We start from the raw sequence: 710 nt of genomic DNA on the forward strand, positions 1-710 counted from the left end.
GCATAGGAAAAATCGAAAAAATATTTTATCGTCGGCCATAACGCTTTAAATAAACTCTCTTTCGCCGAAAACGAGATCAACAAAGCAACATCATAATCTAAGGATAATGATGAAAAATAACCTTGCTCACCGGTTGAAGTAAATTCATTAGCCATATCGACAAAAATCTTTGGCTGTCTTATCTCAATATCAATGCCGATATAGGTTAATTTACTCGAAAAACCAGCCACCGCGATAGCAAAGTTATCAGTATGAGAAATAGATCCCAACACTCCGGCAGGCCATACAGGTGCCCTCTCAGGAGAGACAGCAACCTTGGTCTCCTCACATCCCAAGAGCATTAATACGTTACTGGCGCAGTATCGACCGGCAATAAATTCAGCACGCCTTTTTGTCACTGCGTTGTTTAGTGTTTGTGGAATGTCGATATTATACTCGATGAATAAGTCATCATGATAATTTTCTTTTATATAAGAGATACTAAAACATCTCACGCCTGGATGGCGAAGAGTAAATTCATGCTCGATGGGATTTAGGAAGCTTTTAGTGTTTTTTGACATCGGCTGGTCTTAGTTGGGATGTGTATCATCTGATTTTAGCATAAAATCTATTGTGGATTTACCAATGGGTATTATTAAATAACGGGTAGTGATGATCAATTAAAACCGGGCAAAGATTTATGCACTTGGTTTAATCGGTTTTCATATACA

At 38.0% G+C, this 710-nt stretch carries 1 protein-coding gene; it reads right to left on the reverse strand.

Features of this window, described 5'->3' with window-relative positions; all coding sequences use genetic code 11:
- Positions 1-560, reverse strand: a 560-nt coding sequence (locus tag J1785_RS00530) for a 4'-phosphopantetheinyl transferase family protein (protein ID WP_217218548.1), incomplete at its 3' end; no start/stop codon positions are given.
- Between the last annotated feature and the right edge of the window lie 150 nt (positions 561-710).

It is taken from the genome of Rahnella perminowiae (genome assembly GCF_019049755.1).
In the GTDB taxonomy this organism is placed as follows: Bacteria; Pseudomonadota; Gammaproteobacteria; order Enterobacterales; family Enterobacteriaceae; genus Rahnella; species Rahnella perminowiae.